Origin of the sequence: Streptomyces sp. M-16 (assembly GCF_052114405.1) — a bacterium.
In the GTDB taxonomy this organism is placed as follows: Bacteria; Actinomycetota; Actinomycetes; order Streptomycetales; family Streptomycetaceae; genus Streptomyces.
The window spans coordinates 22,612-46,401 of record NZ_JBFRER010000003.1; the positions used below are offsets into that span (position 1 = coordinate 22,612).

Here is a 23,790-nt window from a genome sequence, read left to right on the forward strand (position 1 = left end):
GATCGGTTGCTGGCGTTGCTGTACCTCGCTGCTGTACTGCTCTGAGGGTGGCCATTCGCTCGCGGATGGGAGGAAGGGCATGACGTACCCGACCTCCGGCACCGAAGCACGTGCCCTACCTGCCCGGGTCGTCCGCCCAGCGAATGAAGTAGTAGGGCCCGTAGAGCAAGCGATCCCCGCCGTAGCTGTCGACATCTGTCAGCCTTGGTCCGCTCCGGACGCCCCATGACGGCCCGGCTACCGCTCCGACTGCGGCGGCTGCAATGAGGATCCCGTCTGACGACCGGCGATGGCTGCGGCGAGTGCCAGCAGGGCTTCGACCTGTGCAACCTGAGCACGGGTTTCATATGAGGCCAGCTTTCCGATTTTGATCGGTGCCAAGAGATCGCTCGCAGCTTGAGCGTGTACTTCGTAGCTGGCCATGCGGAACTCCCCCAGTGACTTGGGTCATGAGAGCGGAACCGTACTACGTCGACCTTCGAGCCGGATTCCCTCCCCGATACCGGCTGCCCGATACCGCTCGGATGGCGGAGTCTCAATGGCCAAGATAACCCGCCGCCCGATCGACGCCCCTCGATGCGAACTACGTGCGGGACGGTTGCTGAGGTCTGTCGAGCTGGTCAGCTGGTTGCTTGGGGTTCGTAGCGGTCGATTCTGGGCGCGGGCGTTGCTTTACTTCGCTGCTGTACAGCACTCGTACTGACCATCGGCGTAGGAGTTCCATCCCGCGGTTCGCCGTGCGCTCTCCGCGGCGCGGGCACTGGCGGAACGGGGTGCGGCCCGCCCCGAAGTCCTGGCGGGTCTTCGAGAGAGCCCGGCGCAGCCCGAATCGAATGTCGCCAACGCTGCGGCCGCCCTCACACCGGAGCAGCATCGCCGACGTAGCTCAGTGGGTGCAGGGAGTACAGCATGACTGTCGCCGCTGCTGATCATTGGGCCCCACCGCGTAATGTCATTTCCGTCACTACGTCCGAACAGAAGGGTTGCGCAGCAGCACAGTCTCCAAAAGTCGACAGCACAGAACTTGAGAAGTACGCTTATAGGTCGGGAGAACATCTGAGAATTGGGCCATAACCGACCCGAACGGCGCGGTGCAGTTACACGCCGTCTCCATCTCGGAATGTTGTTGCCAATTAATACGCGATGGGCGCACTCCCCACTAGTAGACGCGCACTGTTCGACGAGTCCCTGGTGTGCGTGGGCTGCTCGCATCCGGGGCCAGGTTCCACCAGTCCGTTTATATGGCTTGACTTTCTAGTCGCGTAACTCGACCACTTTCCCACCGCAGGAACGTAAATTCTTCCCGACGGTCGGTCACTTCTCGATGGAGATGATTGAAATGACGCATCCGTCAGACGACGCAACGGCTGGAACAGGCTGCGCTGGCAGCGAGGGTACGTACCCCGCCACACAAGCCCCGCACCGGTCTGAGCAGGAGTTTCGGTCGCTCTGGTCCCATCGGCAAACGGTAGAACGCCAGCGGCCATTGACGCCTGAAGCCCCGTTCCTTCTCAATGGAGAGTTGGTCGAGGACTTTGACCGCATGAACGCGCAATATCCTGGGCCGTTGTACATGACTCCCGTGGAGTACGGCTCTTCCTTGGCCACCGCGGCCTTTGTTGAGCGCAAGGAAATGCTAGCAGCGGCTGACAAGGCAGGCAGGTTGCAGGGCGTCGTCAATGGAAATTCCACAGGCCTCTGCCCTCCGGAGGGTTCGCCTGCCCCCACCAAGCTGGTCGTCACAGACGAGACTCTGCTGAGGGGCGCAAGTTTGTCTCTTTTTCCCGAGGTGTTCGTTCCGGACTTGAGCCGCGAACCTCGAAGGTCGTATCTCAACTGGGACAACGCCATCCGCTCCATTGATGTATGCGCTTACCCCTACTCCATGTATGCGGACATAAACTTCCAGGGGGACGAGTACTTCATCAACTTCCGTTGCAGTTTTACGGAACTGGGCCAGTGGGACTTGAGGATTTCATCGCTGAAAAACTGGGGAACGCTGTATCCAGATGTGTAACCGGAGAGGCATCTACGACCGGCTGCGGATGTGGGCGTCGACACGTGTGGGAGCGGACCGCCGCTGCAAGCTCCCGCCGTACCACCGTTGCTTGACAGCTTCCTCCGCCGACTTGCTGAGTTTCGGTAGCGGCTCCGGGGCACCAGGTATCACGTACTCCAACCCACCGCGTACCTCAACTTCCATCCCGTCTGCCGTCGACCCACACACCGTGGAGCGGGCGTGGTTCCTGGCGTCCAGGTGGAGCGCGCCACTGTACGAACGACCTGGACGCCAGGGGCCGCGTCCGCTCGGCTTTGCCTGGTCGACGGCAGACGGCAGACGGCAGACGGCAGACGGCAGACGGGATGGAAGCTCCTCACGCACGCCACTCACGGGCCGGCACTCGCGAGTGGTGCCCCGCCATCTCGGAGCCTGAGCGCCCCCGCCGGAGGCATGTCCTTGACCCGCGGGTGGCTTCCTCGCTTCTGCCCGCAGCACGTAGCGCGCCGCCGGGCGCGGCCAGCCGGGGTGCAGACAGGAGGCAGGCCGCGCCGCAGAGGCGGCGCGCGCCCGCGCCGTGCGCGGGCCTTGATGAAGTAGGGAAACTCTTACCGCACGGGCTCGGCGCGGAACTCGTCCAGGAGCTCGAAGAACATCTCCACGGCTGGCGCGCCCGCGGCTTCGGCCGCTCGCTCGATCTCGACTGCCCAGCCGAGTGGGCTCGCGTAGCGCATACCGAGCCGAGGCCAAAGCCATTCGCTGAAGGGGCCGAAGTGCTCGAAGATCGTCATGCTCGGTCCGTCGTGCATCTCCGAGGCCACGCGGTAGCCGTAGAGGATGGACTGGAGGTCCAAGAGCGACGAGCGGCGAAGGAACATGCCTGGTCGAATGCGCACTTCATCCAGGAAGTCGTAGACGTCGTTCAGTTCGCTCAAGGGTCTCGGCGCACGGCGTGCCGCGTTCGAAGGTGTCATGCAGAGGTGCCGATCAGGTTGCGGCCGTCGTGGCTGCGGACGTGGGGACCCGCGTTGTCCAGGGCGTCCAGGAGGCGGATAGCGTAGACCTCGGACATCTGGGCTGCGGCCTCGTCCGGGGTGAGCCAGGCAACCGCGGGACGGGGAGGTTCACCACCGGGACTACGGGAGGTCCCGCACGCCCTCGTCTCCGGGCTCGCGCCGCGGAACGTCGCACTCGTCGGCATCGACTGCAAGAACGGCGTTGAACTCGCCCGCTGTCGGCGCGGTTCACCGCGCTGGCGGACAACCCAGCCGATGCGGCGGAGCTGCTCGTCGCGCTCGTGGAGTACATGGGCCGGGTCTACGAACTCATCCGGGCCGAACAGCGCATCAGAACGTGGACCTCGACAAGCGGGAGATCCGGGTCCGAACCCAGCGGCAGCGTGTCGGGGGCGAGGCATACGAGGACGGCCCCAAGGGGAAGCGGCGCCGCCAGACCCTTCCTCTGCCCGGGTCCTGCGTCGCGCCCCTGCGCTGGCAGCGGATGAAGCAGGCTGAGGCGCGGGCCAAAGCCGGGGACGCCTGGCAGGAGACCGGATACGTGTTCACCACCCGGACCGGCCGGCCCATCGAGCCGCGGAACGTCTACCGGTCCTTCACTCGCGTGGCCAAGGACGCCGGTATCCGGGTGATCCGGCTGCACGACGCACGGCACGGGACCGCGACTCTACTGACCGCCGCCGGCGTGCCGCCCCGGGTCGTGATGGAGATCCTCGGGCACTCGCAGATCGCCGTCACCATGAACGTGTACGCGCACGTCGTCCAGGACACGCAGCGCGAGGCCATCGGGCACATGGACCGGCTGTTGAGGCAGCGCCCGGCCGTCCCTGACCGCTCCCGTTGATGTCAGATGTAGATGCAAAAGACCCCCCGCCGTGATTGGCGGGGGGTCTTTTCGCTGGTGGGCGCGGACGGTTTCGAACCGCCGACATCTGCTTTGTAAGAGCAGCGCTCTACCCCTGAGCTACGCACCCGTGGACGAGTGGACAGCCTACATGGAGGGCGCACCCCCCACGCAAACCCGTTCCCGTGGGGGAGAATGGACCGGGGCACGGCGGACGCGGCACGGGAGAGGGATTGTGACGACGGCATCCCGGCGGTGGTTCGGCGGGCGGGACGAGAGTCGACGGGCGGATGCGCAAGCGGCGAAGGATGCCGCCGCGGCCGCGTTCTACGAGCTGGACACCGCGCAGCGGGATCTGCGGATCTCCATGGAGACCATCGCCGCCGCGGACGGGTCGCCCGAGGCCCGGCGGGCCGCGGAGGGGTTCGTGGCACTGGGGCAGCGCATCGACCAGGTGAGCCACGTGTACATCGAGGCGGTCGACGCGCACGACCTGGACCGGGTCGATCTGGAGGGCTCGGTCGCCTCGCAGGCACGGGAGCAGCTGACCCGGGCCCGTGAGGAGCTGGTGCGGGTCAAGGGGGAGCTGGAGCGGTTCGCCCAGGGGCTGCAGCCGCTGCTGGACAAGGCGGAGACGCAGCTGGCGAGGGTCGCGCCCGCCCGGGAGCGGGCGAAGGCCGCGCTGCTGGCGGCGAGTGACGCGCTGGACGCGACGCGGGCGAAGGGGATACGGGCCGACGAGCTGGCGGCCCGGCTGGCCGCGCTGGGGCCGGAGCTGACCAAGCTGAACCAGGGCGCGGCCCTCCACGGGGTCCAGGCGACCGTGCAGCGCGCCGACCGGATCCTGCGGGACGCCGAAGCGGTACGGGCCGAGGCGGCGCGGCTGCCGGAGCGGGCCGCGGAGATCGACCGGCGGCTGGTGAGCCTGCGGACCCGGGCGCAGGCACTGCGCAACAGGGCGGACCGCGTGGATCCGGTGCTCAGCGAGCTGAGGCGCCGGTTCAGCGCGGCGTGCTGGCAGGACCTCCAGCACGTCCCCGATCAGGCGGTACGGGACGTCGCGCGGGCGGAGGACCGGCTCGGGGAGGCCGGCCGGGCGCGGGAGGAACAGCGCTGGGCCGACGTAGGGACGCTCCTGGAGGAGGTCCGGGCCTCGCTGGACGCGACCGACGAGGCGGTGTCGGCCGCGCAGGACCGGCTCACGCGGCTGGAGGCGGTGGCTCGGGATCCGAAGGCCGAGGTGGAGCGGACCCGGTTCGCGATCCGGGACGCGCAACGGCTGGCGATGGCGGGCCGGAGCGTGCCCGATCCGCGGCACGCGCGCCCGCTGGACGAGTCGGTGGCACGGGTGGAGCGGGCCCTGGCCGGGCTGGAGGGGCGGCACCCGGACTACTGGGCGTTCCTGCTGGAGATGGAGGACGTACGGGGCTCCGTGACCCGGGTGGTCAACGGGATCCGGGCGGAGCGCGGCCAGAGCTAGCGCGGCCGAGGCTGGCGCAGCCGAGACTGACGTGGCCAAGGCTGACGCGGCCGAAGCTGGCGTGGCCGAGGCTGACGCGGCCGAGGCTGACGCGGCCGAGGCTGACGCGGCCGAGGCTGGCGCGGCCGAGGCTGACGTGGCCAAGGCTGACGTGGCCAAGGCTGACGCGGCCGAGGCCGGCGCAGCCAAAGCCGGCGCCCCCGCCCGACCCCGGCCGGGACCCGGTGGCCGCGCGCCCGGCCGGCCTTCGGCGGGCACGGGTTGTCCGGGGGGCCTCGGCGGCGGATGCTGGAGGTACGGGGGCGGAGCAGAGGAGGGCGAGATGGCTGCCCACACGTCCCACCGGCGTCGTACGGCCCATGAGTCTCCGGCGCCCAATGAGTCGTACCGTCCCCATGCGGTATACGGGTGTCACGAGGCTCATGAGAACTACGCGCCCTACGTGCCCCACGAGCCGTACGAAACCCACGAGCCACAGCACTCCCACCTCATGCACCGCCTCCTGCACCCCGTCAACGCCAAGCTCGACGATCACCTGCCCGCCGACCACAAGCTCAGCCAGATCTACCGGGTCGGCGCCGGCCTGACGGGACTGCTGCTCGTCGCCTTCGGGATCCTCGGACTCACCCACCACATCGGGTTCTTCGACACCGGCGGCGACACGGTGCTCGCCCTCAACACCAACGGCGCGCTGAGCATCCTGTCGATCTGCATCGGGGTGCTGCTCTTCGTCGGCATGGTGATCGGCGGGACCTTCGCCTCCACCCTGAACATCGGGCTCGGGCTGGCGTTCATCGCGAGCGGCTTCGTGAACCTCGCCCTGCTCGACACGGGGCTGAACTTCCTCGCCTTCCGGATTCCGAACGTGCTGTTCAGCTTCGTCGTCGGCGTGATGCTGATGTGGTTCGGGATGTACGGGCGGGTGGGCAGCGCCCTGCCGCACGACAACCCGTACTGGCGGGCCCGCCACCCCGACCAGGTGGCCCGGGAGCGCCGGACCGCGGCGGCGCCGCTTCACGGGGAGCGCCGCGCTGCGTAGCCTGTGCGCATGCCTCGTTACGAATTCCGCTGCCGGACCTGCGACGACACCTTTGAGGTCAGCCGGCCGATGGCCGAGTCCTCCGCTCCCGCCGACTGCCCGGCCGGCCACGCCGACACCGTCAAGCTGCTCTCCGCCGTCGCGGTCGGCGGGACGCGCGGCGCTGCCGCCCCCGCGCCGGCGATGGGCGGTGGCGGCGGCTGCTGCGGTGGCGGGGGTTGCGGCTGACCCGGGGGCGCCGAAGCCGGCATCGGCGCTAGCGCTAGCGCTAGCGCTAGCGCTAGCGCTTGCGCGACAGGGTCAGGCCGTCCGAGATCGCCAGCAGGACGGACTCCATGCGGGTGTCCGCCGCGACGTGTTCGTTGAACGCGCGGACGCTCGCCCCCCTGCCGGTCGGCGACGTGTCCAGGACCGTCCCGTGGAAGAGCGTGTTGTCGGTGACGATCAGCCCGCCCGGGCGCAGCCGCGGCACGAGCTCCTCCCAGTAGAGGATCTGGTTCTCCTTGTCCGCGTCCACGTACGCCATGTCGATGTGCGGCTCCTCGGGCATCGCGCGCAGCGTGTCCAGGGCCGGGGCGATGCGCAGGTCGATGCGGTCGGCGACGCCTGCCGCCTCCCAGGCCTCACGGCCGTACGCCGTCCACTCCTGCGACACGTCGCAGGCGATCAGGCGGCCGTCGGCCGGCAGGGCCTGGGCCATGGACAGGGCGGAGAAGCCGGTGAAGGTGCCGACCTCCACGACGTGGCGGGCGCCGGTGAGCCTGACCAGGAAGGCCAGCAGCGGCCCCTGTTCCTCCGCCGACTGCATGCCGGCCGAGTCCGGGAACTTCTCCCAGGTGGTCGCGACCAGCCCCCGCTGGACCGCGTCCAGCGGGGGGTTGTGCGCGAGGACGTACGCGTAGAGCTCGTCGGTGATCTTGGTGCTGTTGCCCTTGGTCATGCGGTCAGTGTCGCAACCGCCCGGCCGAATGCGCGGACGATCTCCTCACCGGCGAGTACTCCCGCCGTGCTCAGGGCCGTCACCGAGGGAGCCGTCCACCCGGCGTCGGCGAGTTCACCGTGCCCGGGCCGCCAGGCCCGGTCCGCGGCGAGCAGCAGGTCGGCGTCGAGCAGGGAGTCGCCGGCGGCGAGCGTGGTGTCTGCGCCGGTGCGCCGCGCCACCTCCGCCATGGCCGCGCTCTTGGTCAGCGGACGCGGGACGGCGTAGATCTTGCGGCCCTGGAGGGAGACCGTCCAGCCGCGCGCGCCCGCCCACTCCTCCAGCGCCTTGAGCCATTCGTCGGGGACCAGCGCGCGCTCGACGACCAGGTACGCGAAGAGGTCCTCCGCCACCCGCGCCTTGCGCAGCCACGCCGGGTCGGACACGGCCAGCAGGTGGGCGTGCACCTCCTCCAGGGGGGCGCACTCCCGCGCGAGCCGCGTCGCGACCGCGCGCCGCCAGTCCCGGTCCGCCACCCCGTCCACCAGCAGCTGGCCTCCGTTGGCGCAGATCGCGTACGGGGCCGGACGGCCGGGGAAGCGGATGCGCTGGTACTGCTTGCGGGTCCGGGTGGTGGTGGGCACGAAGACCGCCGCCGGGTCGGCGGTGAGCTGCGCCAGCAGCCCGGCCGCCGTCTCCGTCATGTAGGACAGCGGCTTGCTCTCGTGCACCTCGACGCACAGCAGCCGCGGGGCCTGCGGGTCGGGCATGGTCAGGCCGAGGGCGGCCGCCGAGTAGATGAGCGTGCGGTCGAGGTCACTGGCTACGAGGACGGTCACGGGGCGGCCACTGCCTTTCCGTCGGCGCCGGTGGCGCCGCGCGTGTATCGGGGGTGGATGAGTCCCACGCACGTGTAGGGCAGCCCGTCGACCTCCTCGACCGGCACCCCCCGCTGTGCGGCGAGCAGGCGTACGTGGTCCAGGTCGGCCCCGGCCCCGCGCCGGGCCAGGATCTTCCACGGCACGCGGCGCAGCAGCACCCGTGTCGTCTCGCCGACGCCGGGCTTGACCAGGTTCACGTCGTGGATGCCGTACTCCTCGCTGATCCGTTCCACCGCCGCCCAGCCCACCCAGGTGGGCGTCCGGTCGGCGGCGAGGAGCTCCTTGACCTCCTCGTCCACGGCCTCGGCCACGGCGTCGAAGTGCGCGGCGACGGTGTCGACGAAGCCGGTGGAGACGTCGGCTCCGGCGAGCTCCCGGTAGAACTTCGCGCCGTGGAAGTCGTCGGGGCCGACCAGGTCGGCCCTGAGCACCGTACGCGAAACCAGTCCGGAGACGGTGGAGTTCAGACAGGCGGAGGGGATCAGGAAGTCCTCGCGGGTGCCGTACGTCTCCACGCAGGAGCCCGGGTCGGCGAGGACGACGATCTCCGGGTTGAAGCCCTCGAAGGAGGCGAGGGCCTCGCGCAGTTCGCGCGTGATGGCGCCCTTGCCCGTCCAGCCGTCGACGAAGACCACGTCGGCCGGGTCGTGGTGGGCGGCCAGCCAGCGCAGGGCGTTGGCGTCGATGCCCCGGCCGCGCACGATCGAGACGGCGTAGTGCGGCAGGTCGAGGCCGTGCCGGGCACGGGCCCAGCGGCGCATCAGCACCCCGACGGGCGTGCCGGCGCGGGCCAGGGAGACCAGCACGGGGGACGGGGAGCGCTCGGCGAGCACCGTCTCGGTGACGGTCCCGACCGCGCGCGCGATCCGCGCGGCGGAGGCTCCGAGGGCGCTGCGGTACAGCTCCTGGTAGGCCTCGGAGGGCTGGTACTCCACCGGCAGGGACTCGGCGTAGTGGGCGCCGCCGGCCTGGATGGCCTCCTCGCGCTCCTCGGTCGGGGCCTCCAGCTCGCAGCCGGAGAGGTCCTGGAGCAGCCAGCCGACGTCCTCGGGGGCGTACGAGGAGAAGGCCGGCCCGCGCAGCGGATCGGCCAGGGCGGGCTCGGACATGATCGGCTCCTGCCGGTCGGGGGCGTGGGCGGGGGGCGTGTACGCYGGTACGACGGCCAGCAGGACCCGCCCGGTGTGCGGGGCGAGGGCCGCGAGGAGGCCGCTGCCCAGCTCGGGGGTGTCCCCGGCGGAGTCCACGACGGCGACGACGGCGTCGAAGCCCGCTCCCTTGACGTTGTAGGCGTACCGGTCGCCGGGACCGTCGGCCGGGGCGTCGTGTGCGGGGAAGACGAGCCGGGTGCGGATGGCGTAGCCGGGGTCGTCGACGGCGAGCACGGGCGAGCGGGTCGTGGTCGAGAACCGCACCTCGGTGGCGGCCCCGGACTCCTCCAGGGCCAGYGCGAGCCGCAGCGGCGCGTACATCAGCTCCTCGTTGCCGAGTACGAGGACCCGCCCGGGGTCCTCGCCCAGCACGTCCGCGAGCTGCCGGGCCAGGTGCGGCACCGCCGCCTCCAGCGCGCCGCGGTGGGCGGGGGTGAAGCCGTGGCGGCCGCCGTCGGGGACGCCGGCCGGCCAGTCGAGCGCGAGGCGGGTGACCGGAGCCGCGGGGAGCCGCGGGCCTTGCCTGCCCCGGCCCGCGCGTCCCGTGCCCTGCCGGCTCCGGATCCCTCCGCACATCCGGAAGGACGCCGCCTCCTGCTGCTCCACGAGGGCCTGCCCCTTGGCCAGGACCCCCTCCGGGAGGTCGACCGTGCCGGAGGCGAGGGCGATCAGGTCCACCCGGGCGCCCAGGCCGTCGGCGAAGGCGGTCAGCCGGTCACGGTCGGCCGCCGAGCGCATGTCGACGAGGGCGACGACCACGTAGTGGCCGCGCGGATGGCGGGCGTGCAGGTCGTGGATGGTGTTCAGGACCGTGTTGCCGGTGGAGAACTCGTCGTCGACGAGGACCAGCGGCCCGCTGCCCGCCAGCAGCCGCGGGTCCTCGGGCAGCAGCAGGTGGGAGGTGGCGTGCGAGTGCGCCTCCTCGAAGCCGCCCGCGGGCTCCACGCCCGGCACGGGCCGGCGGGTGGAGTGCAGGTAGGGGGCCGTGCCCAGGCCGTCGGCGACGCAGTGGCCGAGTCCGGTCGCGGTCTCGGCGTACCCGAGGACCACGGCGGAGGCGGCCGCCTCCTCGCCGAGCAGGGCCCGTACCCGCAGCCCGAGGCCGTGGCCGGCGGCGTGGACGACCGCCGGGGACTGGGGGACGTGCTTGCCGAGCACCTGGGAGACCAGCAGGTGGGCCCGCTTGGGGTTGCGCCGCAGGGCGAGCCCGAGCAGGGAGTCCAGCGGTGGCGCGGCCGGGTCGCCGCCGTCCCGCAGGCGCACGCCCAGCCGGTCCGCGACCCAGCTTCCCGACCAGACCTCGTCGATCGTCTTCCCCTTCTCCACGAGCCGTTCCACCCACCGGCTTTCCACGGCCCGCTCCACCGACTGCTCCACCGACTGCTCCACGAACTGCCCCGCGGACTGCTCCACGGACCGCTCCACAGGCCGCTCCGCGGGCCCCTCCACCGGCCCGCTCACACCTGGAGCCCGGCCGTGAGCAGGTCGACGAAGCCGACCTCTTCCTTCGCCACACCGAAGACCTCGGCGCGCAGCATGGTGCGCTCCGCCCAGGCCCGGTGGGGTTTCACCTCGTTCATCTTGTTCGTGTAGACGGAGCGCATGACCCCGCCGCCGCCGCGCTCGGGGCGCAGGATGTCCTGGGCGTCGCTGAACTCCTCGTGGGAGACCACCGACAGCGCGTGGACGGGCGTGACGTGTGCGGGGTGGATACAGGTCTTGCCGAGCAGCCCGTTGGCCCGGTCGAGTTCGATCTCGCGCAGCAGCCCGTCGAGATCGTGCTCGATCAGGGCCGTGCGCAGTTCCTCCACCCCCTCCTCCAGGAAGGGGCTGCGGCGCAGCTGGGGCTTGAAGAGGCGCTGCTGGCTGCGGAAGTACTCCCAGACCGGGCCGGTCACGGTGAAGCCGGTGCCGTCGGCGCGGCTGAGGACGTTGACCACGTCGGCGATCACGCCCGCCACGATCTGGACGTCGTAGGCGGTCATGTCGGGGGTGCGGCGCAGGCCGTACACGGAGCAGAAGTCGGTGACGCCGAGCCGCAGGGCCAGGACGCGCTCGCGGTAGCGGTTGACCGTGCGCGAGATGCCGGCGAGGGCCTCGACCCGGGTCTCCAGGTGGAGGAGGTCGGGGGTCTCCAGGACGGGCATGGCGTACAGGCGGGGCAGGCCGGAGGCGGATTCGGCGTCGGCGACGGCGTCGAGGAAGGCCGTTCCGCGGCTTTCGGTGAATTTGGGCAGTACGAATCCGGCCAGGTGGCGCACGGGGCCACCGAGGCGGCGCACGAGGTCGGGTATCTGCTCGGGGGTGCGGACCCGGATGAAGAGGAGCGGGAGCCCCGTGGTGCCGGCCGGGTCGGTGTCGAGGTCCGCGAACTGCCGGACGAGGTTCTCCTCGCCGCCCAGGACGTCGGCGTCGCTGATGGAATCCTCCAGGCAGAGGACCATGGAGACGACTCCGCGGCCCGCCTGCTTGCGGATGTCGGCGGCCAGGTGCGGCCGGGTCGCGGGGCTGTAGAGGGTCGCCCCGAGAGCCGCTGCCAGGGTGCCGGCGGGCGAGGAGACCGAGAACTCGGCCGGCTCCTGGTGGAAGAGGTCCTTGCGGACAGTGGGCGATATGTGCCCGAAGTGACGCATGTGCTTCCCCCGTACTGCCTCGGCGGCCCAACTGGCGTGGCCGGTAATAGTACGTACGAACACGAGTCAAGAGTTCCTCAAGCACATGAAGTTCCGGTAACCCTCTTGCACCATGCCCAGCTCTCGCGATCCGGACAAGGCCCTACGGGGGGCCGCATTGTCCCGGTCCCGTCCGGGAGGGCAGGATGACGGGCATGACGCACGCGATGCAGAAGGGCTCGAACATTCCGGTGACCGCCGTGGCGGTCCGGGCGGTGCTGCGCTGGACCACCGGGACCGAGGTGCCGGACGTGGACGCCTCGGCGCTGCTCGTGGGAGCGGACGGGCGCGTGCGCTCGGACGAGGACTTCGTGTTCTACAACCAGCCCCGGCACCCTTCGGGCGCGGTCTGGCGGCTGGGCAAGAAGCAGCTGGGCGACGGGGTGACGGACGCGGTCCAGGCGGACCTGCGCGCGGTCACCCCCGTGGTGGACCGGATCCTGGTGGTGGCCTCCGCCGAGGACGTCCCCTTCCGGCGGGTCCGGGACCTGCGGATCCTCCTCTACGACGCCACCCCCGGCGGCGGCCCCGAGCCGCTGGCCTTCTTCGACGTCCGGCCCGAGACCGGCGCCGAGACGGCGCTGATCTGCGGGGAGCTGTACCGCCGGGGCGAGGGGTGGAAGTTCCGCGCCCTGGGCGAGGGCTACTCCGACGGACTCGTGGGACTGGCCACCGACCACGGGATCTCCGTCGACGAGAACGCCCCCGAGCCCGGCGCCGGCCGGGCGGCGGAGCCCGCCGGGGCCGCCGGTGCGCCGGGAGGCGGCTCCGGCGACGACCGGACCGCCGCCATGCGGCCGCCGGTCCCCGTACCGCCCGCCCCGCCCACGCAGGCCCCGCCGGCCGTCCAACCCGCCTACGGGTACCCGCAGCCGGTGTCCCCGGCTCCCGCGCCCGCTCCGGTGCCGGCCCCGGGCGGGGACCCGTCCTTCCGGCTGCCGGTGCAGGGCCCGCAGTTCATCCGCCGCTGAGCGGCACACCGCGGAGGGGCGGGGCCGGTCAGGCCTTGGTGCTCTTGTAGCCCCGCCCCCACTGCAGGCCCCACCCGTACAGCCGGTCCAGCTCGGCCTGGAACCCGTAGACGAATTTGACCTCGCGGCGGACGATCAGCTCGCCCTTGACGTTCGCCAGGGAGACCACGGCGCAGGAGCGGGCCTGCGGGTGCCGCTCGTCCAGCGGGATCTCTATCCGCGGCCCGGCGGTCGGGTAGAGGGTGACCAGGGCGTGGGTCCGGTCGAAGGCCGGCGTCTGGTCGTAGATGTAGACGAAGACGAGCAGCCGTTTGATCTCCTCGGCGTGGTCGAGGTTGACGTACAGCGTCTCCCCGGAGCCCGAGCCGAAGCGGTCGTCGCCGCTGAGCTTGACGAACGGCGGGTCGTTGAGGTCGCCCAGCAGGTTGCCCAGGGGCTGCACCGCGCCCCGGGTGCCGTCGGTCAGCTCGTAGAGGCAGCCCATGTCCAGGTCGACGTTGACCATGCCCTGGGTGTGCGCCTGCACCATGTCGGGCTTGAACAGCTTGAACGGGTGCCGCAGCAGCTGCCCGCCCTGCGCGGAGCGGCCTCCGATGTCGGAGGTGCGCATCCGCCAGGAGAGGTTCACGCGGAGGTTGCCGTGGACCGCCTGCTGTTTGGTGAGCGACACCGTCGGATGCCGCCTGGTCAGCTCGATCGCGTTCGACGACGCCTGGCCCGAGTCGAACCCCATGGCGCGCGCGCCCCTGATCCCGTCGAAGAACCCCATGTCCCAACCCCCCAGGTCGGTCCGTGCGTGCGCCGGATGCCGTGGATGTGCGGCGGGGCGGCCACGCGGTCCGATGGATCCGCGCGGCCGCCCCGTCGAAACCGAAACGGTTCTGTGGAAAGCGTTCCGCAATCAGGGCCGGGTCACACCCCGGCCCCGACCTCCGCGGGCTTGCCGTCGCCGCCCTCGGCGGCCAGGCGGTTGTTGCGTCGCACCGAGGACCAGAAGGACCAGGCGATGAGCACGACGCCGACGAGACCGGTGATGATCTCGTTGATCTCGTACTGGATGGTGACGAGGAGGATCACGGCGAGGGCGCCGATCGCGTAGTGCGCGCCGTGCTCCAGGTAGACGTAGTCGTCGAGGGTGCCCTGGCGGACCAGGTAGACCGTCAGCGAGCGGACGTACATGGCACCGATGCCGAGGCCGAGGGCCATGAGCACGATGTCGTTGGTGATGGCGAAGGCGCCGATGACCCCGTCGAAGGAGAAGGAGGCGTCGAGGACTTCGAGGTAGAGGAACATGAAGAACGCGGCCTTGCCGGCCATGACCACGGCCGAGACGGGCTTGCCGCTCTTCTTGGCCTCTTCCTCGGCCTCGTGTTCGGCTTCCTCCTCTTCCTCCAGCTTGTTCTCGAAGTAGCCGGAGAGGCCGCCGACGATCATGTAGGTGATCAGGCCGAGGACGCCGGAGACCAGGACGGTCTGCGCCTTGTCCACATGGGCGCCGCCGTGCTGGTGGGCATGGGTGGCGAAGGTCATCGAGGTGATGACCAGGATGATCAGCGCGATGCACGCGGACAGCATGTCGATCTTGCCGAGCTTGGCGAGCGGACGCTCCAGCCAGGCGAGCCACTTGATGTCGCGGTCCTCGAAGATGAAGTCGAGGAAGATCATCAGGAGGAACATGCCGCCGAAGGCCGCGATGGACGGGTGAGCGTCCGTGACCAGCTGCTGGTACATGTCCTTGTCGTTCATGGCGAGATCGACGGCCTCGATGGGCCCGATCTTCGCGCTGATCGCCACGATGACCACGGGGAAGACCAGGCGCATGCCGAACACGGCGATGAGGACACCGACCGTGAGGAAGATCTTCTGCCAGAAGGCATTCATCTTCTTCAGGATTCCGGCGTTGACCACCGCATTGTCGAAGGAGAGCGAGATCTCCAGGATCGACAGGATCGCCACGATCCCAAAAGCGGGCCATCCCCCGTAGAACACCGCAGCGGCCAGACCGAGCGCAGTGACTGCGAACGACCAGCCGAAGGTTTTGAGAACCACTGGCACCCCATCGTCTTGTACGGCTTTACGAAACGTTGACCCCGAAGTCTAGAGCGATGCCCCGCAGGCCCGACGCGTACCCCTGGCCTACCGCACGGAACTTCCATTCCCCGCCGTACCGATAGACCTCGCCGAAGATCATCGCCGTTTCGCTGGAGGCGTCCTCGGTCAGGTCGTAGCGGGCGAGTTCCTGGTCGTCCGCCATGTTCACCACACGGATGAAGGCATTGCTCACCTGGCCGAAGCTCTGCCGGCGGGTGTCCGCCTCGTGGATCGAGACCGGAAAGACGATCTTGTCGACCTGGGCCGGGACCTTGGTGAGGTCGATGATGATCGACTCGTCGTCGCCTTCACCCTCGCCGGTGAGGTTGTCCCCGGTGTGTTCGACGGAGCCCTCGGGGCTCTTGAGGTTGTTGTAGAAGACGAAGTACTCGTCCCCGAGCACCCGGCCGCTGTTGCACAGCAGCGCGCTGGCGTCGAGGTCGAAGTCCGCCCCCGTGGTCGAGCGCGCGTCCCATCCGAGACCGACCAGGACCCGGGTGAGGTTGGGTGCGGCCTTGGACAGGGAGACGTTGCCCCCCTTGGCGAGTGTGACGCCCATGATGTGGTCCTCCCCGGACGACGTGGTGGTGTGGCACGGCCACCTGCACATGGTGGCAAAGCCGGACCGGCGCCGTACACACGGGTGCACGGCGCCGGACGGAAGAACTTCTTCGGGCTCGGGCCCTGGATCGGGATCAGACGTTGACGCCGAAGTCCTGCGCGATGCCGCGCAGGCCCGAGGCGTAGCCCTGGCCGATGGCACGGAACTTCCACTCCGCGCCGTTGCGGTACAGCTCGCCGAAGACCATGGCGGTCTCGGTCGAGGCGTCCTCGGAGAGGTCGTAGCGGGCCAGCTCGCTGTTGTCGGCCTGGTTCACGACGCGGATGTAGGCGTTGCGCACCTGGCCGAAGCTCTGCTGGCGGCTCTCGGCCTCGTAGATCGAGACGGGGAAGACGATCTTGGCGACATCGGCCGGGACGCCGACGAGGTTGACCTTGATGGCCTCGTCGTCGCCCTCGCCCTCACCGGTGGTGTTGTCACCGGTGTGCTCCACCGAGCCGTCCGGGCTCTTCAGGTTGTTGAAGAACACGAAGTTCGAGTCGTTGGCGACCTTGCCCTGGTCGTTGGTCAGGATCGCGCTGGCGTCGAGGTCGAAGTCGACACCGGTGGTGGTGCGAGCGTCCCAGCCCAGACCGACGATGACCGCCGTCAGGTTAGGCGCGGCCTTGGTCAGCGAGACGTTGCCGCCCTTGCTGAGGCTGACTCCCACGGGTCCTCCATTGGTATGTGTGTGGGGCGGGAGCCCCGTCGTGCGGTTGCTACCTGGATCAACGCTTCGATCCTAGTGACGGGTTCCCGCCCGCAGGCTGTTTTCCCGCGACGGGCCCGCCGCGGGACCTCAGAGGCTGTCGAGGGCCTTGATGTACTCGTTCAGGTCACGCGCGTCGGGCAGCCCGTTGACGACGCTCCAGCGCACGACGCCCTCCTTGTCGATGACGAAGGTGCCGCGGACCGCGCAGCCCTTGTCCTCGTCGAAGACGCCGTAGGCGCGGGAGGTCTCGCCGTGCGGCCAGAAGTCGGACAGCAGCGGGTAGTCCAGGCCCTCCTGCTCCGCGAAGACCCGCAGGGTCGGCACGGAGTCGTTGGACACGGCCAGGAGCTGCACGTCGTCGTTCTGGAAGCGGGGCAGCTGGTCGCGCAGCTCGCACAGCTCACCGGTGCACACCCCGGTGAAGGCGAACGGGTAGAAGAGCAGCACCACGGCCTTCTCCCCCCGGAAGTCGGAGAGCCGCACGGTGGCGCCGTGGTTGTCCTTGAGCTCGAAGTCCGGGGCCTTGTTTCCGACCTCGATCGCCATTTTTCGCATCCCTTCGTTCCTGCGTTCCCGCAGGGGGCTGTTCGGGTGAGACCCAGCGTAGGCGGGCACCGGTGCGCGGAACGCGCACACCCCGCCGACCGGGGGTGATCCGGGTCGACGGGGTGTGCGTCCGCTGGGGTGCGGAGTACGGCTCAGCGCTTGGCCTTGGCGGCCTTCGGCGTCACCAGCTTGGTGGAGGTCCACTCCTTGCCGACGGGCAGGCCCTTGGCAAGCGAGAGGCCGGCCGTCTCGGCGGCCTCGCTGATGTCGCTGGCCTCGACGTAGCCGTCACGGCCCGTCTTGGGGGTCAGCAGCAGGATCAGTGCGCCGTCCTCGACCAGCTCGGTCGCATCGACCAGGGCGTCCGTCAGATCGCCGTCCTCGTCGCGGAACCACAACAGCACCGCGTCGGCGACGTCGTCGTAGTCCTCGTCGGCGAGCTCGCTGACGAGCTTCTCGACGGCGTCACGGAATTCCTGATCGACGTCGTCGTCGTAGCCGATCTCCTGGACCACCTGTTCGGACTGGAAACCCAGCCGGGCGGCCAGGCTCTCCGCGTGGTCCGCGGTCGCGCTCACGGGGTGCCTCCTGCTCATGTTCGGTGAATGTCTTTCGGCGGCGCGCGTACGCGCAGCATTGGGCGTAGTCCACACGGGAGCGGCGGATCGCGCAAGTACCCGGCCGCCGAGACCGTCGAAACGGTGACGATTGCGGCCGTCTCGCCGCAACTTTCAGGCTTCCCCGGTGCACCACTGGTGATTCATCCCACACCATTCCAGCTCATTCGGCATCGCATGAGGACTTTCCTACCTGTTTGAGGGACGAACGGCCTTACGAACCCACTGATCATCCTGGGCGTAAGGTTGCGATTTGGCCCGACCCCCGGCCCGGCCGGGCGGACGCTCCTCTCCCGCTCCAGGTGTTACCCAGTGGTAGAGGTGAAGATTTCGGCCGGGCGTAAGACCATGGGAGGCGGCGACCCAAGGCACGACTCCCCCGACAGCGAAGGAACAGCGTGGCTTCCGCATCCGATCGCAATCCGATCATCATTGGCGGCCTGCCGAGCCAGGTCCCGGACTTCGATCCGGAGGAGACGCAGGAGTGGCTCGACTCCCTGGACGCCGCCATCGACGAGCGGGGCCGTGAACGGGCCCGCTACCTGATGCTGAGGCTGATCGAGCGGGCCCGCGAGAAGCGCGTGGCCGTGCCCGAGATGCGCAGCTCGGACTACGTCAACACGATCGCCACCAAGGACGAGCCCTTCTTCCCCGGCGACGAGGAGATCGAGCGCAAGGTCCTCAACGCCACCCGCTGGAACGCCGCCGTCATGGTCTCGCGCGCCCAGCGTCCCGGCATCGGTGTCGGCGGCCACATCGCGACCTTCGCCTCCTCCGCCTCCCTCTACGACGTGGGCTTCAACCACTTCTTCCGCGGCAAGGACGAGGGCGACGGCGGCGACCAGATCTTCTTCCAGGGCCACGCCTCGCCCGGCATCTACGCCCGCGCCTACCTCCTGGACCGGCTCTCCGAGCAGCAGCTCGACGCGTTCCGGCAGGAGAAGTCGAAGGCCCCGTACGGACTGTCCAGCTACCCGCACCCGCGGCTGATGCCGGACTTCTGGGAGTTCCCGACCGTCTCGATGGGCCTCGGCCCCCTCGGCGCGATCTACCAGGCGCGGATGAACCGGTACATGGAGGCGCGCGGGATCGCCGACACCTCCAAGTCACACGTCTGGGCGTACCTCGGCGACGGCGAGATGGACGAGCCGGAGTCGCTGGGCCAGCTGTCCATCGCCGCGCGCGAGGGCCTGGACAACCTGACCTTCGTGGTGAACTGCAACCTCCAGCGCCTCGACGGCCCGGTGCGCGGCAACGGAAAGATCATCCAGGAGCTGGAGTCGCAGTTCCGCGGGGCCGGCTGGAACGTCATCAAGCTGATCTGGGACCGCTCCTGGGACCCGCTGCTGGCCCAGGACCGCGACGGCATCCTGGTCAACAAGATGAACTCCACCCCGGACGGGCAGTTCCAGACGTACGCCACCGAGTCCGGCTCCTACGTCCGCGAGCACTTCTTCGGCGGCGACCAGCGGCTGCGCGCGATGGTCGAGAACATGACGGACCAGCAGATCCAGCACCTGGGCCGCGGCGGTCACGACCACAAGAAGGTCTACGCGGCCTACGCGGCGGCCAAGGCCCACAAGGGCCAGCCGACGGTGATCCTGGCGCAGACGGTCAAGGGCTGGACGCTGGGCCCGAACTTCGAGGGCCGCAACGCCACGCACCAGATGAAGAAGCTGACGGTCGACGACCTCAAGCGCTTCCGCGACCGCCTGCACATCCCGGTCACCGACGCGCAGCTGGAGGGCGGCGCCCCGCCGTACTACCACCCGGGCCGCAACTCGCCCGAGATCCAGTACATGCACGACCGCCGCAGCGCGCTGGGCGGCTACGTGCCCACCCGCGTGGTGCGCGCCAAGCCGCTGCAGCTGCCGGACGACAAGACGTACGCGGCCGCCAGGAAGGGCTCGGGCCACCAGTCGATCGCCACCACCATGGCGTTCGTCCGCATCCTGAAGGACCTGATGCGGGACAAGGAGATCGGCAGGCGCTTCGTGCTGATCGCCCCCGACGAGTACCGCACCTTCGGCATGGACGCGTTCTTCCCGAGCGCCAAGATCTACAACCCGCTGGGCCAGCAGTACGAGGCGGTCGACCGCGACCTGCTGCTCGCGTACAAGGAGTCCCCGACCGGCCAGATGCTGCACGACGGCATCTCGGAGGCGGGCTGCACGGCCTCGCTGATCGCCGCGGGTTCGGCGTACGCGACGCACGGCGAGCCGCTGATCCCGGTCTACGTCTTCTACTCGATGTTCGGTTTCCAGCGCACGGGTGACCAGTTCTGGCAGATGGCCGACCAGCTGGCGCGCGGTTTCGTCCTGGGCGCGACCGCCGGCCGGACCACCCTCACGGGTGAGGGCCTCCAGCACGCCGACGGTCACTCCCAGCTGCTGGCGTCGACCAACCCGGGCTGCGTGGCGTACGACCCGGCCTACGGCTACGAGATCGCGCACATCGTCAAGGACGGTCTGCGGCGGATGTACGGCCCCGACGCCGAGGACGTCTTCTACTACCTGACGGTCTACAACGAGCCGATCCAGCACCCGGCCGAGCCGGCCGACGTGGACGTGGACGGCATCCTCAAGGGCATCCACCGGGTCTCGACGGGCACGGCCGGCGCGATCGGGGCGCAGATCCTGGCCTCGGGCGTGGCGGTGCCGTGGGCGCTGGAGGCGCAGCGGATCCTGGCGGCCGACTGGAACGTGCGGGCGGACGTCTGGTCGGCGACCTCCTGGAACGAGCTGCGCCGCGAGGCCGTCGAGGTCGACGAGCACAACCTGCTCCACCCGGAGGAGGAGCAGCGCGTCCCGTACGTGACGCGGAAGCTGTCGGGCGCGGAGGGGCCGTTCGTGGCGGTCTCGGACTGGATGCGCTCGGTGCCGGACCAGATCGCGCGCTGGATCCCGGGGACGTACACCTCGCTGGGCGCGGACGGCTTCGGTTTCGCCGACACGCGCGGCGCGGCGCGCCGCTTCTTCCACATCGACGCCCAGTCGGTGGTCCTGGCGACCCTCACCGAGCTGGCCCGTGAGGGGAAGATCGACCGCTCCGTGCTGAAGCAGGCGATCGACCGGTACCAGCTGCTGGACGTCACGGCGGCCGACCCGGGCGCGGCGGGCGGCGACGCGTAGCCCTCAGCGGGGCGCGGGGTCACTCTTGCGAGGGGGCGCCGGGACACCTGTCCCGGCGCCCCTTACCCGTTCTTTACGATATTGGGCATGGAACAACCCTCCCGCCAGGCACGGTGGGAGCGCCGTACGCAGGTCCCGCTGCTGGTGCTCGCCGTGGCCTTCGCCGTCGCCTACGCCGTGCCGATCGTGGCCCCCGACGCGGGCGAGGGGGTGCACCGGGCCTGTACCCACGCGGAGTGGGTGGTGTGGGCGGCGTTCGCGGTGGACTACATGGTGCGGCTGGGTCTGGTGGCGGACCGGCGGGTGTTCGTGCGGACGCACTGGCTGGACCTGGCCGCGGTGGTGCTGCCGCTGGTGCAGCCGCTGCGGCTGCTGCGGCTGGTCGCGACGCTGATGCTGGTGGGCCGGCGGGCCCGGATGGCCCCGCAGGTGCGGCTGACGACGTACGTGGCCGGGGCCGTGGTGGGGCTGCTGATGTTCGGCTCGCTGGCGGTGCTGAGCGTGGAGCGGGACGCCCCCCAGGGGAACATCAAGAACCTGGGCGACGCGGTGTGGTGGTCCTTCACCACCATGACGACGGTCGGGTACGGGGACCACTCCCCCACCACGGGCCTGGGCCGGCTGGTGGCGGTGGGGCTGATGCTGTCCGGGATCGCCCTGCTCGGTGTGGTGACGGCGAACATCGCCGCCTGGTTCATCGCCCGTTTCGAGCGGGACGACCACGTGGAGCGGCTGCAGCTGGCGGTCCTGCGCGAGCTGCAGGACGAGGTACGGGGGCTGCGGCACGAGGTCGCCCGGCTGGGCGGCGTCCCGGGCCCGATGCCCGCCCGGGCCGCCGCCGACGCTTCCCCCTCCCCCTCCCCTTCCTCCGCAGCCGCAGCCGCAGCCGCAGCCTCCGCCGACCCGGCGGGGGTTACGTCTCCCACACCTTGAACGCCCTGACCTGGTACGGCGACTGGGGCAGCAGGACCCCGTCGCCCGGGTAGGTCTGGAACTCGCCGGTCTCCGCGCACACGTCCGACTGGTACGTGGTCACCGGGCGCCCGGTCCGGTTGATGAGCGACTGGTAGTTCCCGGCGGGCAGTGCGGTGCAGCTGTTGATGGAGAGGGTGCTGAGGTCGTAGGTCTGCTTGGTGCCCTTGAAGTCCGGCTTGGCCCACAGGCACAGCTCCCCCGTGGCGCAGGACGGCGCGGCCGCCGCGTGGGCGCCCGTGGCGGTGCCGGGGACGAAGGCGGTGGCGGCCAGGAGGGCGGCGGCGAGGGTGGCGGCGCGAGCGGTGGTCCACGTACGCATGACGGAATCGTCTCCTTGTTGACGGCCGGGCCCCGGACGGTTTCCGAAGGCTCCGTGGCACCACGCTGACCTGCGGCGACGGTCGAGCGGAAGGGGCTGCGGACGGGTCCACCCTGATAGGCGACAGCCCCGCCGGAACCGTCCGGCGGGGCTGTGGGGGAAGCGGGGTTGACCCGGCGGTAACGGCCGGGCGGGTGACTCAGATGTGGGCCGCGCCCGCTCCGGCGCCGGCGTTCGCCCCGCGCTTGGTGAAGCAGGCCACGATCGCGGCGAGGACCGCGACGACGCCCGCCACGGTGAAAGCGGTGCTCATGCCGGACACGAAGGTGTCGTGGGCGACCGAGGCGATGGCCCGGGCGACCGGCTCGGGGGCGCCGGGCGGCACCGGGGCGATGCCGACCTGGACCCCCTTCCCGGCGAGGTCGAGCTGCTCCGGGGTGAGCGGGGGCAGCTGCGCCCGCGTCCAGTTGTCCCCGAACGTGTCACTGACCTTGGCCGCCATGACCGCTCCGAGGACGGCGGTGCCGAGGCTTCCGCCGACCTGCATGGCGGCCTGCTGGAGCCCGCCGGCCACGCCCGAGAGCTCCAGCGGGGCGTTGCCGACGATCACCTCGGTGGCGCCGACCATGACGGGCGCGAGGCCGAGGCCGAGGAGCGCGAACCAGAGCGACATGGTGAGGGTGGCGGTGTCCGGGGTGAGCCGGGCCATCCCGAAGCAGGCGACGGCGGTGGCGACCATGCCGGCGACGAGCGGGACGCGCGGGCCGACCTTGGTGATGGCGGCGCCGGCCAGCGGCGAGCCGATGATCATCATGCCGGTGAGCGGCAGCAGGTGCAGACCGCTGTCGACGGGGCTCATACCGTGCACGTTCTGCAGGTAGAAAGTGACGAAGAAGAGCCCGCCCATGAAGGCGAAGGCCATCAGGACCATCAGGACCGTGCCCGCGGACAGCGGCAGCGAGCGGAACATCCCGAGCGGGATCAGCGGCTCGGAGACCTTGGACTCCCAGACGGCGAAGAGCACGAAGCAGAGGGCCGACCCGCCGAGGAACAGCAGGGTCCGGGTGTCGCCCCAGCCCCACTCGGCGGCCTTGATCAGGGCCCAGATCAGGGAGAACATCGCCACCGACAGCAGCACGATGCCGACGAGGTCGAAGGAGCGCGGGGCGTTCTCGGCCCGGTGGTCGAGCAGGATGACCAGGCCGAAGAGCAAGGCCACGATGCCGACGGGCACGTTGATGAAGAAGACGGACTGCCAGCTGACGTGCTCGACGAGCAGGCCCCCGACGATGGGCCCGGCGGCCGTCGAGGCGCCGATGACCATGCCCCAGATGCCGATGGCCATGTTGAGCTTCTCGGCGGGGAAGGTGGCGCGCAGCAGGCCGAGGGCCGCGGGCATCAGCAGGGCGCCGAAGACGCCCTGGGCGACGCGGAAGCCGATGACCAGGCCGACGCCGGTGGAGAGGCCGATCGCGGCCGAGGAGAGAGCGAAGCCCGCGATGCCTATGAGGAAGGTCTGGCGGTGTCCGAAGCGGTCGCCGAGCTTGCCGGCGGTGATCAGCGAGACCGCGAGGGCCAGCAGGTAGCCGTTGGTGATCCACTGCACCTCGGCGAGGGTGGCGCCGAGGTCCTTCTGGATGGCCGGGTTGGCGACGGCGACGATCGTGCCGTCGAGCGTGACCATCATGACCCCGACCGCCACGGCGAACAGGGTGAGCCACGGGTGGCCGCGCCATCCGGTGCGACCGGGCGCGGGGTCCGATGCCTTGGCGAGGGTGATCTGACTCGTCATGCGGACAGGCTAGTGACAGCGACTGACACTTCAC

The 23,790-nt window shown here is 70.1% G+C and carries 21 protein-coding genes, 1 tRNA gene and 3 pseudogenes; 9 read left to right on the top strand and 16 right to left on the bottom strand.

Annotation, left to right across the window (positions count from 1 at the left end):
- Nucleotides 1-237: 237 nt before the first annotated feature.
- Nucleotides 238-423 carry a hypothetical protein gene (locus tag AB4039_RS02010; RefSeq protein WP_442269842.1) on the bottom strand — a complete coding sequence of 62 codons (186 nt, stop codon included), beginning with the start codon at nucleotides 421-423 and terminating at the stop codon, nucleotides 238-240.
- A 1,150-nt stretch (nucleotides 424-1,573) separates the two neighbouring features.
- Between AB4039_RS02010 and AB4039_RS02015 the strand changes: the two genes are divergently transcribed.
- Nucleotides 1,574-2,017: a hypothetical protein gene (locus AB4039_RS02015; protein WP_442269843.1), complete on the top strand. Its 444-nt coding sequence runs from the start codon at nucleotides 1,574-1,576 to the stop codon at nucleotides 2,015-2,017.
- Between the two features lie 590 nt (nucleotides 2,018-2,607).
- Here the strand turns inward: AB4039_RS02015 and AB4039_RS02020 are convergent.
- Both AB4039_RS02020 and AB4039_RS02025 read right to left on the bottom strand, forming a co-directional pair.
- Nucleotides 2,608-2,934, bottom strand: coding sequence for a hypothetical protein (locus AB4039_RS02020; RefSeq protein ID WP_442269844.1), 327 nt, complete (start codon nucleotides 2,932-2,934; stop codon nucleotides 2,608-2,610).
- Between the two features lie 35 nt (nucleotides 2,935-2,969).
- A pseudogene (locus AB4039_RS02025) lies at nucleotides 2,970-3,110 on the bottom strand (NUDIX hydrolase); the annotation flags it as partial.
- A gap of 2 nt (nucleotides 3,111-3,112) precedes the next feature.
- Here AB4039_RS02025 and AB4039_RS02030 point away from each other — a divergent pair.
- Nucleotides 3,113-3,347 (top strand): annotated as a pseudogene (locus tag AB4039_RS02030) (FtsK/SpoIIIE domain-containing protein); the annotation flags it as partial.
- 2 nt (nucleotides 3,348-3,349) lie between these two features.
- A pseudogene (locus AB4039_RS02035) lies at nucleotides 3,350-3,859 on the top strand (tyrosine-type recombinase/integrase); the annotation flags it as partial.
- 55 nt (nucleotides 3,860-3,914) lie between these two features.
- Here the strand turns inward: AB4039_RS02035 and AB4039_RS02040 are convergent.
- Nucleotides 3,915-3,989, bottom strand: a tRNA-Val gene (locus tag AB4039_RS02040).
- A 105-nt stretch (nucleotides 3,990-4,094) separates the two neighbouring features.
- Between AB4039_RS02040 and AB4039_RS02045 the strand changes: the two genes are divergently transcribed.
- The 3 genes from AB4039_RS02045 (at nucleotide 4,095) to AB4039_RS02055 (ending at nucleotide 6,606) form a co-directional block, all read left to right on the top strand.
- On the top strand, nucleotides 4,095-5,339 hold the full coding sequence (locus tag AB4039_RS02045) for a hypothetical protein (RefSeq protein ID WP_266838837.1): 1,245 nt from the start codon (nucleotides 4,095-4,097) through the stop codon (nucleotides 5,337-5,339).
- A 490-nt stretch (nucleotides 5,340-5,829) separates the two neighbouring features.
- The gene (locus tag AB4039_RS02050; protein WP_266841613.1) at nucleotides 5,830-6,378 is read left to right on the top strand and encodes a DUF4383 domain-containing protein; all 549 of its coding nucleotides are present in this window, start codon (nucleotides 5,830-5,832) and stop codon (nucleotides 6,376-6,378) included.
- A gap of 9 nt (nucleotides 6,379-6,387) precedes the next feature.
- Nucleotides 6,388-6,606, top strand: a complete 219-nt coding sequence (locus tag AB4039_RS02055) for an FmdB family zinc ribbon protein (protein WP_266838838.1) — start codon at nucleotides 6,388-6,390, stop codon at nucleotides 6,604-6,606.
- A gap of 52 nt (nucleotides 6,607-6,658) precedes the next feature.
- Here the strand turns inward: AB4039_RS02055 and AB4039_RS02060 are convergent, their stop codons facing one another.
- The 4 genes from AB4039_RS02060 to AB4039_RS02075 all read right to left on the bottom strand — a co-directional run bounded on the left by AB4039_RS02060 (nucleotide 6,659) and on the right by AB4039_RS02075 (nucleotide 11,962).
- Entirely contained in the window at nucleotides 6,659-7,318 is a 660-nt protein-coding gene (locus AB4039_RS02060; protein ID WP_442269845.1) for an O-methyltransferase, read from the bottom strand.
- Nucleotides 7,315-8,136: an HAD family hydrolase gene (locus tag AB4039_RS02065; RefSeq protein ID WP_266838840.1), complete on the bottom strand. Its 822-nt coding sequence runs from the start codon at nucleotides 8,134-8,136 to the stop codon at nucleotides 7,315-7,317. Before AB4039_RS02065 ends, AB4039_RS02060 begins: the two co-directional genes overlap by 4 nt.
- Nucleotides 8,133-10,637: a phosphoribosyltransferase gene (locus tag AB4039_RS02070; protein ID WP_442269890.1), complete on the bottom strand. Its 2,505-nt coding sequence runs from the start codon at nucleotides 10,635-10,637 to the stop codon at nucleotides 8,133-8,135. The genes AB4039_RS02065 and AB4039_RS02070 overlap by 4 nt, the downstream gene beginning before the upstream one ends.
- 149 nt (nucleotides 10,638-10,786) lie before the next feature.
- Nucleotides 10,787-11,962, bottom strand: a complete 1,176-nt coding sequence (locus AB4039_RS02075) for an HpcH/HpaI aldolase/citrate lyase family protein (RefSeq protein WP_266838841.1) — start codon at nucleotides 11,960-11,962, stop codon at nucleotides 10,787-10,789.
- 194 nt (nucleotides 11,963-12,156) lie between these two features.
- Here AB4039_RS02075 and AB4039_RS02080 point away from each other — a divergent pair, with 194 nt between their 5' ends.
- Nucleotides 12,157-12,972, top strand: coding sequence for a TerD family protein (locus AB4039_RS02080; protein ID WP_266838842.1), 816 nt, complete (start codon nucleotides 12,157-12,159; stop codon nucleotides 12,970-12,972).
- A 28-nt stretch (nucleotides 12,973-13,000) separates the two neighbouring features.
- Here AB4039_RS02080 and AB4039_RS02085 read toward each other — a convergent pair whose 3' ends face one another.
- From AB4039_RS02085 to AB4039_RS02110, 6 genes are all read right to left on the bottom strand, one after another.
- Nucleotides 13,001-13,741, bottom strand: coding sequence for a Tellurium resistance (locus tag AB4039_RS02085; protein WP_266838843.1), 741 nt, complete (start codon nucleotides 13,739-13,741; stop codon nucleotides 13,001-13,003).
- A 143-nt stretch (nucleotides 13,742-13,884) separates the two neighbouring features.
- Nucleotides 13,885-15,021, bottom strand: a complete 1,137-nt coding sequence (locus AB4039_RS02090) for a DUF475 domain-containing protein (protein WP_266838844.1) — start codon at nucleotides 15,019-15,021, stop codon at nucleotides 13,885-13,887.
- Between the two features lie 25 nt (nucleotides 15,022-15,046).
- On the bottom strand, nucleotides 15,047-15,622 hold the full coding sequence (locus AB4039_RS02095; RefSeq protein ID WP_030227215.1) for a TerD family protein: 576 nt from the start codon (nucleotides 15,620-15,622) through the stop codon (nucleotides 15,047-15,049).
- A gap of 136 nt (nucleotides 15,623-15,758) precedes the next feature.
- Complete coding sequence (locus tag AB4039_RS02100) at nucleotides 15,759-16,334, bottom strand: TerD family protein (RefSeq protein WP_266838845.1); 576 nt, start codon at nucleotides 16,332-16,334, stop codon at nucleotides 15,759-15,761.
- 129 nt (nucleotides 16,335-16,463) lie between these two features.
- Entirely contained in the window at nucleotides 16,464-16,922 is a 459-nt protein-coding gene (locus AB4039_RS02105; protein WP_266838846.1) for a peroxiredoxin, read from the bottom strand.
- A gap of 152 nt (nucleotides 16,923-17,074) precedes the next feature.
- Entirely contained in the window at nucleotides 17,075-17,500 is a 426-nt protein-coding gene (locus AB4039_RS02110) for a DUF3052 domain-containing protein (protein ID WP_030009300.1), read from the bottom strand.
- 437 nt (nucleotides 17,501-17,937) lie between these two features.
- On the opposite strand from AB4039_RS02110, the gene aceE reads away from it, so the two are divergent.
- Together aceE and AB4039_RS02120 are read left to right on the top strand one after the other, a co-directional pair.
- The gene (aceE, locus tag AB4039_RS02115) at nucleotides 17,938-20,670 is read left to right on the top strand and encodes a pyruvate dehydrogenase (acetyl-transferring), homodimeric type (RefSeq protein WP_266838847.1); all 2,733 of its coding nucleotides are present in this window, start codon (nucleotides 17,938-17,940) and stop codon (nucleotides 20,668-20,670) included.
- An 87-nt stretch (nucleotides 20,671-20,757) separates the two neighbouring features.
- The gene (locus AB4039_RS02120; RefSeq protein ID WP_442269846.1) at nucleotides 20,758-21,603 is read left to right on the top strand and encodes a potassium channel family protein; all 846 of its coding nucleotides are present in this window, start codon (nucleotides 20,758-20,760) and stop codon (nucleotides 21,601-21,603) included.
- Here AB4039_RS02120 and AB4039_RS02125 read toward each other — a convergent pair.
- Nucleotides 21,584-21,964 carry a peptidase inhibitor family I36 protein gene (locus tag AB4039_RS02125; RefSeq protein ID WP_266838849.1) on the bottom strand — a complete coding sequence of 127 codons (381 nt, stop codon included), beginning with the start codon at nucleotides 21,962-21,964 and terminating at the stop codon, nucleotides 21,584-21,586. The genes AB4039_RS02120 and AB4039_RS02125 overlap by 20 nt on opposite strands.
- 199 nt (nucleotides 21,965-22,163) lie before the next feature.
- A complete protein-coding gene (locus AB4039_RS02130; RefSeq protein ID WP_266838850.1) occupies nucleotides 22,164-23,756 on the bottom strand; it encodes an MFS transporter in 1,593 nt (530 codons plus the stop codon).
- Between the last annotated feature and the right edge of the window lie 34 nt (nucleotides 23,757-23,790).

Coding starts and splice junctions, on each gene's coding strand:
- AB4039_RS02085 (WP_266838843.1), bottom strand. CDS start 13,741: ATGGGGTTCTTCGACGGGATCAGGGGCGCGCGCGCCATGGGGTTCGAC.
- AB4039_RS02055 (WP_266838838.1), top strand. CDS start 6,388: ATGCCTCGTTACGAATTCCGCTGCCGGACCTGCGACGACACCTTTGAG.
- AB4039_RS02010 (WP_442269842.1), bottom strand. CDS start 423: ATGGCCAGCTACGAAGTACACGCTCAAGCTGCGAGCGATCTCTTGGCA.
- AB4039_RS02125 (WP_266838849.1), bottom strand. CDS start 21,964: ATGCGTACGTGGACCACCGCTCGCGCCGCCACCCTCGCCGCCGCCCTC.
- AB4039_RS02015 (WP_442269843.1), top strand. CDS start 1,574: ATGACTCCCGTGGAGTACGGCTCTTCCTTGGCCACCGCGGCCTTTGTT.
- AB4039_RS02050 (WP_266841613.1), top strand. CDS start 5,830: ATGCACCGCCTCCTGCACCCCGTCAACGCCAAGCTCGACGATCACCTG.
- AB4039_RS02060 (WP_442269845.1), bottom strand. CDS start 7,318: ATGACCAAGGGCAACAGCACCAAGATCACCGACGAGCTCTACGCGTAC.
- AB4039_RS02080 (WP_266838842.1), top strand. CDS start 12,157: ATGACGCACGCGATGCAGAAGGGCTCGAACATTCCGGTGACCGCCGTG.
- AB4039_RS02075 (WP_266838841.1), bottom strand. CDS start 11,962: ATGCGTCACTTCGGGCACATATCGCCCACTGTCCGCAAGGACCTCTTC.
- AB4039_RS02095 (WP_030227215.1), bottom strand. CDS start 15,622: ATGGGCGTCACACTCGCCAAGGGGGGCAACGTCTCCCTGTCCAAGGCC.
- AB4039_RS02105 (WP_266838846.1), bottom strand. CDS start 16,922: ATGGCGATCGAGGTCGGAAACAAGGCCCCGGACTTCGAGCTCAAGGAC.
- AB4039_RS02130 (WP_266838850.1), bottom strand. CDS start 23,756: ATGACGAGTCAGATCACCCTCGCCAAGGCATCGGACCCCGCGCCCGGT.
- AB4039_RS02120 (WP_442269846.1), top strand. CDS start 20,758: ATGGAACAACCCTCCCGCCAGGCACGGTGGGAGCGCCGTACGCAGGTC.